The 8,111-nt window shown below is 55.0% G+C and carries 5 protein-coding genes and 4 pseudogenes; 7 read left to right on the forward strand and 2 right to left on the reverse strand.

Going from position 1 to position 8,111, the window contains the following annotated elements:
- Window positions 1-455: 455 nt before the first annotated feature.
- Window positions 456-1,628, reverse strand: a complete 1,173-nt coding sequence (locus BLL38_RS18975; protein ID WP_244902335.1) for an integrase — start codon at window positions 1,626-1,628, stop codon at window positions 456-458.
- 1,537 nt (window positions 1,629-3,165) lie between these two features.
- Here BLL38_RS18975 and BLL38_RS18990 point away from each other — a divergent pair.
- The 7 genes and pseudogenes from BLL38_RS18990 to BLL38_RS19015 form a co-directional block, all read left to right on the forward strand.
- Window positions 3,166-3,588, forward strand: coding sequence for a hypothetical protein (locus BLL38_RS18990; RefSeq protein ID WP_174553791.1), 423 nt, complete (start codon window positions 3,166-3,168; stop codon window positions 3,586-3,588).
- 595 nt (window positions 3,589-4,183) lie between these two features.
- Window positions 4,184-5,391: pseudogene (locus tag BLL38_RS30145) on the forward strand (IS3 family transposase).
- A gap of 28 nt (window positions 5,392-5,419) precedes the next feature.
- Window positions 5,420-5,585 (forward strand): annotated as a pseudogene (locus BLL38_RS31455) (IS66 family transposase); the annotation flags it as partial.
- A 566-nt stretch (window positions 5,586-6,151) separates the two neighbouring features.
- Entirely contained in the window at window positions 6,152-6,310 is a 159-nt protein-coding gene (locus tag BLL38_RS31950; protein WP_278045923.1) for a reverse transcriptase N-terminal domain-containing protein, read from the forward strand.
- A complete protein-coding gene (locus BLL38_RS31955) occupies window positions 6,301-6,447 on the forward strand; it encodes a reverse transcriptase N-terminal domain-containing protein (RefSeq protein ID WP_278045922.1) in 147 nt (48 codons plus the stop codon). The genes BLL38_RS31950 and BLL38_RS31955 overlap by 10 nt, the downstream gene beginning before the upstream one ends.
- 49 nt (window positions 6,448-6,496) lie before the next feature.
- A pseudogene (locus BLL38_RS31960) lies at window positions 6,497-6,706 on the forward strand (group II intron reverse transcriptase/maturase); the annotation flags it as partial.
- A gap of 20 nt (window positions 6,707-6,726) precedes the next feature.
- Window positions 6,727-6,878, forward strand: a pseudogene (locus tag BLL38_RS19015) (transposase domain-containing protein); the annotation flags it as partial.
- Between the two features lie 169 nt (window positions 6,879-7,047).
- Here the strand turns inward: BLL38_RS19015 and BLL38_RS19020 are convergent.
- Window positions 7,048-7,893 carry a carbon-nitrogen hydrolase family protein gene (locus tag BLL38_RS19020; RefSeq protein WP_076963908.1) on the reverse strand — a complete coding sequence of 282 codons (846 nt, stop codon included), beginning with the start codon at window positions 7,891-7,893 and terminating at the stop codon, window positions 7,048-7,050.
- Window positions 7,894-8,111 lie beyond the last annotated feature (218 nt).

The following is an 8,111-nucleotide window of genomic DNA, read 5'->3' on the forward strand; positions in this document are numbered from 1 at the left end:
GGCGCACGAGTTGTAACGTTCTCGGCAAGCTAGCTCGCTACATAGAGAGGCGTGCATGCCGTTGATCTAATGCTTCGGCGCTCCGGTCATCTTCGCTACGGCGCGGAAATTGACAGCCTTCCGAAATGATCCCATGACCTCATAGGTTTGGAAAAATACTGCGTATCGCAGCGATAGGGGCCATGCCGATGAGTTTGGGTAAGCGCCCGCTGCCATGGGGCAGCGGACAGTTGCAGGTATCTGGTCGTTCCGCTGAAGACTCAATCGTCGCCGTGCCTCTTGTCCAGATACGCTGCGACCATGTAGCCAACAACAGCTGCGATGGTCAGCGTACTGATGACGGCAAGCACGGCATATACAAGCAATTCAAAACGATCCATGCACTGACTCCTTTGATTCGAGGTAAGCCAAGCATAAGGAGGGCTGATATAGTCCCAAATCTGCTGTGCGATGGCTTAGCGACTGGTACTGGCGACTTCCTTCCGTAGGGTGGGGCGAGCACCGACGTACGCATCAGTTTCCCAAATATGCAGATATCCGAGCTCATAGGCGAGCTGATCCCGCGCCTCAAGGTCCTCATCGTGGGGAGCGTTCCCCCCAAGAATCGGTGCTTGATGACCAGACAATCGCCGGTAGAGCTCGCAGGCATATGCTGCGCGGCAATCATCAATATTTAGCCCATGAGCAAGTAAAAGTTCGTTCGCTGCTGGAAGGCTCTTTTGTCTCCATATATGCCATGCCTTTAGTGTTGCCGGGTGGCCGCACCGAGGATTTTGAATCTCTGAGGTCGCCTCCAAGATAGCCATTTGCTCAGGGCTCGAGATATTAATTATCCGGTGATCATATGGATCTTCACTGCTGATTACATAAAATATTTTTTCGGCTACGGCGTCCTTCTGCGCACTTTTTGCGTCAAAGAAGAAAGCCTCCCGTAGCGAGACGCCCAGGTATCGAACTAACCTGATAAGCGTTACCATCTGTTCGGAGAGGCGCACTTTAATGTCTTCCATTGCGGCCTCGAACACCGCTTGATCAAAGCTGCGCGGGACGGTAATCCGTGCATGGTTAGGAAAGCTAATATCAGACATAAAGGCTTTCCAATCACCATTGGTTGCAAGGGCCATCACCGAGCTTACGGTCTCAAGAAGGCTCACTGCGCCTTGCTGCGAGAGATTACCGTGGTACACCTGAATGCAGAGTTCCTCGCCATATCGCCGTGCGAGTTTTTTATTGACGAGTTCCAGGATATCCACGTCATGAGACTCCTTGGCGTAAATACTGAAATGGGTCCACTGCTCGTCGTGGACCATGGCCTCGTGCTGACTGAGGCGGCCGCTCCGGACTGCCTCCCTGAGGATCGACGAACCAGCCTTGCTCATGTCCCGGTCAAAATGTAGATGGAAGCTTTGCTTCATGGTCATTCCTCCAATCAGCTCAGATGCTGAGCTGCTGTAGGGAATGTTGAGCAAAAAAAAATATCCTGTGATTCGTTTTCCGTCGCTTTCAGCGCCTGAAATTGAAGAACGCATTCGCTCCGTAAACAGTCGTTTCTGGCACACCTTTCTCAAATGAGCTTTTGGGCTTGGGACTTCTCGTTTTCCTGGTTTTGAATCCATCAATGAGCGCATCAAGACCTTCAGTGCGTCAGGTAAGATTATTTTTCACGTATTCGCGGCTCTGGCTGAATTTGAGCGCAATGATTCACGAACGCACCAAGGCCGGTCTGGAAGCTGCGCGAGTTCGTGGTCGGGAAGGAGGGCGTAAGCCTGTACTCACTGCCGGTCGAGTACGTGGAATAAGAGTTTTGCTGCAGGACCCGGAGATTCAGCTTGGTACCACTGCTCGCCGATACGGTGTATTGCGGACAACTCTATATCGCTATGTGGGTAAAGCTAACCCGGAGAGGTCGTGAGTTTCTGGTCGCGGTAGGGACGGCAATTATCTGCCGCCCCCGCCCTGATCCGTACGTGCGGAACTACCCCATACGGCTCCTGCCTAGGGTATGAGACGCAAAGCGATCCTCAGGATAAGGATGTGCATTTCTGGGTCTTGGTATGTAGAGGCCGGCAAGGCGTTCATAACCTGACCATTGAAGCAAATGACGCTGGCTGCGACGTTTGAGGGTTGTTGCCATAGACGGCAGACCGCCAATCGAAAACCGCCAAGACTAATCGGGTTCCCCGGCACCGCGTAGTAATTGAAGTAACCACTCACTACCCGAGTGAGCCATTGCCCATGAACCAGGATGGATTCCTGACGCCGGCGCTTCAACTCGGATTGCCAGCAGCGTCGCACGCATACGCTTTTTTGACAGTCAGTCGCGGTATTTGAATCCGCCGCTTCTGTTCGTACTACAACAGTGCGTGAAGCCCAGGAAGTCAAACGTCTCTTGTTTACTTAACCCTCGTTTCCTACGATTTCTCGCAGCAAAACGACCAAACTCAATCAGCCTTGTCTTCGAAGCGTTGAGCGATAAACCGAACCTGGCCAACCGTTCCTGCACCAGAAAACTGTTAAGTCTGCCATTGCATCCTGCCCCACCACGCTGTCATCCGCGTAACGCACAACGACTACATCGCCACGGGCGTGGCGCTCGCGCCAGTGCCTAGCCCCACAGATCCAGCACGTGGTGAAGATAGATATTCGCCAAGATTGCCGTCGCCCCCTCGTTCGCCCTGCCCCACTTCACCGCGCTGGAATTCAACTGGCAGGCGATGTAACGGCGAGAGAGCGCTGGCAACAATAGAGCAAACTACTCTCGGATAAAATGGGGGCTGCGCATCGCCAGGGAGAATTTTGCTCCGAGGTATGCGGGATGCCCCGACGTCGAGATTATTCTCGTCATTGAGGTCATCGCTTGCACTGACGGGAGACTTCAGTCATGAGCCGAAAACCGCGGATCTGACGTATTCGTCTGGCTTTTGAGCCAAATCGATTCTCTTGTGAAGAGCTCGAGAGGGTCTACGAGCAGCTAAAACCGACAGAAACGCGGACTTCCTCAGCGTTATCGCGATCCCGGCCCCCTGTGAAAAAGCATCGTACTGCCAAGCGAGGTGAGCAATGAGCCAGGCTGTGATGGTGGCGCTCTATGTCCGGGTATCCTCTGACTAACGGGCTAAACGCGGCACGATTGAAAGCCAGATTGCCGCGCTGATGGAGCGGATCGTGGCTGATGGCGCCCAAGTCGTTGAGGAGATGCGCTTTATCGATAGTTATGCCGAAGGTATGATCGACAAAATGGACTTTGATCCAAAGATGCGAAACTTGAAGAGCCGTCTGGAACAGCTTGATCAGCAGATTCAGTACTCACGGCGTCATCAGGTGGGTCAACGCGAGCTGTTTCTTGTTATTAATCGTCTCGAAGAGTTTGCTGCGGCTGTCTATGACCGATTGGGTACTGTCGATTTCGTCACGAAACGCGAGATCATCCGCGGTCTGGTCAAACGTGTCGAAATTCATAAGGACAAAATTTTGGTGGTTTCCAGGTTGATCCGGATCCCGGGTTCAACGCCAGCGAGACGTCGACTGATTCCGGCACCAGAGAGAAAAGTATGCAAGATCGTACGCGGCGTAATCACTGTGCCTTAGGAAATTCCCTTGGTCGCAGCCACCCTACGACCGTCCTTCATTACACCCGCATGAAGCCATTTGCAGATAAGCCCGAGCAGGCGCCGGTCTACAATCCGGAGTCCCAGAAAGATCAGCATCTATTCATGGTGGATCTCATCAAAGAACGACTTGGTATCCGCATCAAGTATCCAGTTCACCTTCTGGCTCTTCAGCGCGGCCGTTAATGCGTCATGCTGACTGCGTCCGGCCGAAACCCATACGAGAATCCTGAAAAGTCTTCTTCATAGATCGCATTCAGAACAGTGACAACCGCCTTGTACGATCTTGTCCTCCAGAGAGGCAATGCCCAGCGGACGCTGTCTGCCGTCGGCATTGGGAATGTAGACCCGCCTCGACGGCGTTGCCCGATAGGCTCCACTATGAAGCCGTGCGTGCAAATTACTCACCCGCTGGAGAAGACCCTCCTCCCGCTCTCGCCACGACATGCCGTCCATGCCCACGGCTGCATCCCGGCGCAGGGCATAAAAGCTCTGCGCCAGTAACTGAACGAGCCCCATGAAAGACAGGACACCTTTTCCCCCTTACGATAAGGGATAGGCAAGCGGTTATGTTTATGACTAACCGCAACGATAAGAGTGGGGAGCTTTTGGGCCAGGAGCGGCGGCGCCGCTGGAGCCCAGAGCAAACGCTGGCCATGGTTCGCGAGAGCCTTGAGCCGGGGCAAAGCGTTTCGGTGGTGGCTCGGCGCAATGGCATCAATGCTAACCAGCTGTTCCTCTGGCGCAAGCTGTATCAGGACGGCAGCCTGTCGGCGGTCAGTGCGGGCGAGGCCGTAGTGCTGGCCTCGAAACTGAGCGATGCGCTCAAGCAGATCCGTGAACTGCAACGGATGCTGAGCAAAAAAACGATGGAAGCAGAAATTCTCAAAGAGGCCGTGGAGATCGCCCGGTCGCGAAAATGAATTGCGCACTCACCCTTGTTGCCGGGGACGACCAGTGAAGCTGGTCAGCGAATGTCTCGGTGTGGCGCGCTCGCAGAGTCAAGCAATCGGTATCGCCCCAGGTGCGGCGAAGCAGGCCTGTGGACGACGCAGAGCTGGTGGTTGAAATCCAGCAGCAAGTCAGTGAACTCCCCAGCTATGGCTACCGTCGTGTCTGGGGATTACTGCGCCGCGCCCGCGAAATACAGTCGCTGCCGGCGATCAACGTGAAGCGGGTTTACCGGGTCATGCGCGATCACAACTTGCTGCTGGAGCGCCGGATCAAACAGCCGGGAGTAGCGCGTCGGCACGAAGGCCGTATTGCAGTGCAAACCAGCGACACACGTTGGTGCTCGGACGGCTTTGAGTTCCGCTGCGAGGATGGCGCCAAACTGAGCGTGACCTTTGCCCTGGATTGCTGTGATCGCGAAGCCATCGGCTGGGTTGCGAGCCCGACCGGTTACAGCGGCGATGATATCCGCGACTTGATGCTGGAAAGCGTGGAGAAGCGTTTCGGTGATCAGTTGCCCGCCACGCCGGTGCAATGGCTCAGCGATAACGGTTCCGCCTACACCGCCGAACAGACGCGCCTGTTTGCTCGGCAGATCGGTTTGCAGCCGGTGACCACGCCTGTGCGTAGTCCGCAGAGCAACGGCATGGCCGAGAGTTTCGTGAAGACGATCAAGCGTGATTACGTGGCGCACATGCCCAAGCCGGATCGGGAAACGGCGCTGCGTAACCTGGCGATTGCCTTCGAACACTACAACGAGCAGCATCCGCACAGCGCTTTGAGATATTGTTCGCCGAGGGAGTTCAGGCGCTCGTCGGTAGCATCAATTTAACGGGGAATTGGTGCCCGGTTTGGCAGGGGCAAGTCCAGTAACGGACATGCTACATGCCTGGATGATCGCCCAGCGCAATCTTGTGCTTGAAGGCTAAGCCATCAGTAAACACCAGATTACAGCCTGAAAAGCTGACAGCGCTGTCGCGCTACCTGGATGACGGGGTCGTACCCATAAACAACAATTGGGCCGAAGTGCGACACGAAGTCGCTTAATGAAGTTGTTCCCCTTGGAGGGAACCACCCGTGTCACCGGGTGAATCTAGAAGGCTGAATTAGGAGCGCCTTTGACAATATAGCGAGGCGCCGCAAGGTGCGGGGTACCAATCGTGAGAGGCGTACTCTTCTGGCAGCCATGGCCGGACAATGCTAGATAGTTGGTATGGTGAACGCACGTGAATCTGCACAACGGTCGTTAAACTGAACGAGTGGAAATGGCATACACGCTCGAACCAAAAGATAATGGAGGTGGGAATTGCGTCTTTCGTGACCCACATATCTCCAGGTCTGGACTGGCCCCTATCAAACCCGACGCACTTCAGTAGGCGGAACGTGGAAATCCCGTATCGCTCCCGTCAGGGAAACCTGTTTGTAAAAACTGCCGATGGTGGTGCGGGCGAAGGAACGAGGAAAAGCGAACGCCATCCTGTAATGGGTTGGATAGAGGTTGAAACATCACTTCACGCGAAAGCGGGCAGACGTGCTCATGGTATCTCTTCACACGAGGAGTAGGTAGAACCCTTTCAGCGGAAGGAGAGCGAATGAACTCAGCAACATTGGCGTGTGCACCTTCCGGCACGTCGCGGGACGGCATCGATTGGATAGCCGTACAACGTCGTGTCAAAGGACTGCAAGCGCGTATTGTGAAGGCTGTACAAGACGGCAGGCATAACAAGGCGAGAGCCCTGCAATGCCGCTGACTCACTGGTTCAGCGGCAAAGTTTTAGCCCTGAAACGTGTGCCTGCAAACAAAGGCAAAAATACCCCCGGCGTGGACAAGGTCACTTGGGATACGCCTAGGGCCAAGATCGGTGCGATAGCGTCGTTGAAGCGGTGAGGCTACTCGCCGCTTCCGCTTCGGAGAGTCTTATTCGAAGAGAAATGGCAAGACGAGACCTCTCGGAATACCCACCATGAAATGCCGGGCCATACAGGAGCTCCGTTTGCTGGCTCTGGAACCGATAGCGGAGACCACCGCCGATCCGAACTCGTATGGGGTCAGACCGGAGCGCTCAACTGCGGATGCAGCCGCACGGTGCTTTGGTGTGCTATCACGAAAAGCAAACGCGGAGTGGGTGTTAGAGGGCGATATTTAAGGCTGTTTTGACAATATCGCAAACGGGCGGCAGCAGTCATGAGCTTGATCCAGTCTGCGCGGCTGTATGGCCATAGTCCGTACGCCTACTTGAAGGAAGTCCTCACCCGCCTGCCGACGCAGCGGGCGAGTGAATCGATCAGTTGCTGCCCCATAAATGGCAGCCGGTTTAATCACGCAAGATGTGATGCCTGGACGCTTACCGCTCATCTACGCAATGGCATGCCGGTTGGGCTAGCACGGTGACGGTGGCCAGACCTTCGTAGACGAACGACATGGGTAGCGCTTTAGCTTCCGCAGTTTGCTTGACGGTAGCATTGCCTGGGCAAGGGCCTGAGTCGATTATGTACGGCGTATCAGAACGCCGTACAATTCGGGCCTGCGAGCGTCAAAAACTGGCAGTTCGTACGGAGGGGTCGTGAAGACCAACTGCTTCTGGCGGGCGACTGTAACGTCGATGTCGGCGAAAACGATGGTTTCCTGCGTACCGGCATGCGCCAGGACATCTCCAGTTGGCGAAATGATTTGGCTATGTCCGAGAAAAGGTGTACCAGCCTCACTGTCGGCGCGATCGGCGACGGCCATGTAGACCAGATTTTCTACGGCGCGTACGCGTGTCATATGGTTAGCCAGGAATGTTGCGGTGAGGGGCCAGTTTGTCGGCATGGCGATCACGTCGGCACCGTCGAGCGCCAATTCGCGGGCAGACTCTGGATAGCGCAAGTCGAAACAGATCATGATGCCCACTCTCATAAAACCGATGTCGACTACTCGATCACCTGCGATGTCGCCTGGATCCAAAAAACGATCGGCACCGAGCAGTGGCAAATGCTGCTTGCGATAGTTTCCAAGTAAGCCAGTCGGCCCAACAAAGATGGCGCTGTTGTAGAGTTTTCCGGCGTCATACTCAAGTAGCCCAACCACTGCATGGACGCCGTGGTGCCGCGCAGCGGCGTAGATTGGCGACAGTACAGGGTCGTCCACCGGAACACTAGCCGCAGCCACGGCCTTTCGGCTATCGAACATGTAACCCGACAAAGCGCATTCAGGAAACACCACCAGTTGAGCCCCCTGCCGGGCGGCATTCCCCATCGCTTCGGCGATAAAGCCGGCGTTGTGCGTCAACTCGCCCAAGCGCGAAGGAGTTTGGGCTACAGCAATACGTACAATATTGTCTTGTGTTGTCATATCAATTTCCTCAACGGGACGCCCGCCAGGGCAGTCCCGCCCTTAAAAAATCAGCTCTGTGGCGCTTGCTGTTCGTGTCCTTGACGCAGTCTGTCAAACAGCGTTGAAAAGTTTCCAGGTAACAGCGTCCAAAAGTTTCCAGTTGCTCAAGCTTTTTTCACGGCCTTTTTCCGTTGTTTGAAGCGGAAAGAGTCATTACCCGTCTCAAGGATTTCGCA

Origin of the sequence: Pseudomonas gessardii (assembly GCF_001983165.1) — a bacterium.
GTDB lineage: Bacteria > Pseudomonadota > Gammaproteobacteria > Pseudomonadales > Pseudomonadaceae > Aquipseudomonas > Aquipseudomonas gessardii.

Coding starts and splice junctions, on each gene's coding strand:
- BLL38_RS18975 (WP_244902335.1), bottom strand. CDS start 1,628: ATGCGCTCATTGATGGATTCAAAACCAGGAAAACGAGAAGTCCCAAGC.
- BLL38_RS31950 (WP_278045923.1), top strand. CDS start 6,152: ATGAACTCAGCAACATTGGCGTGTGCACCTTCCGGCACGTCGCGGGAC.
- BLL38_RS31955 (WP_278045922.1), top strand. CDS start 6,301: ATGCCGCTGACTCACTGGTTCAGCGGCAAAGTTTTAGCCCTGAAACGT.
- BLL38_RS19020 (WP_076963908.1), bottom strand. CDS start 7,893: ATGACAACACAAGACAATATTGTACGTATTGCTGTAGCCCAAACTCCT.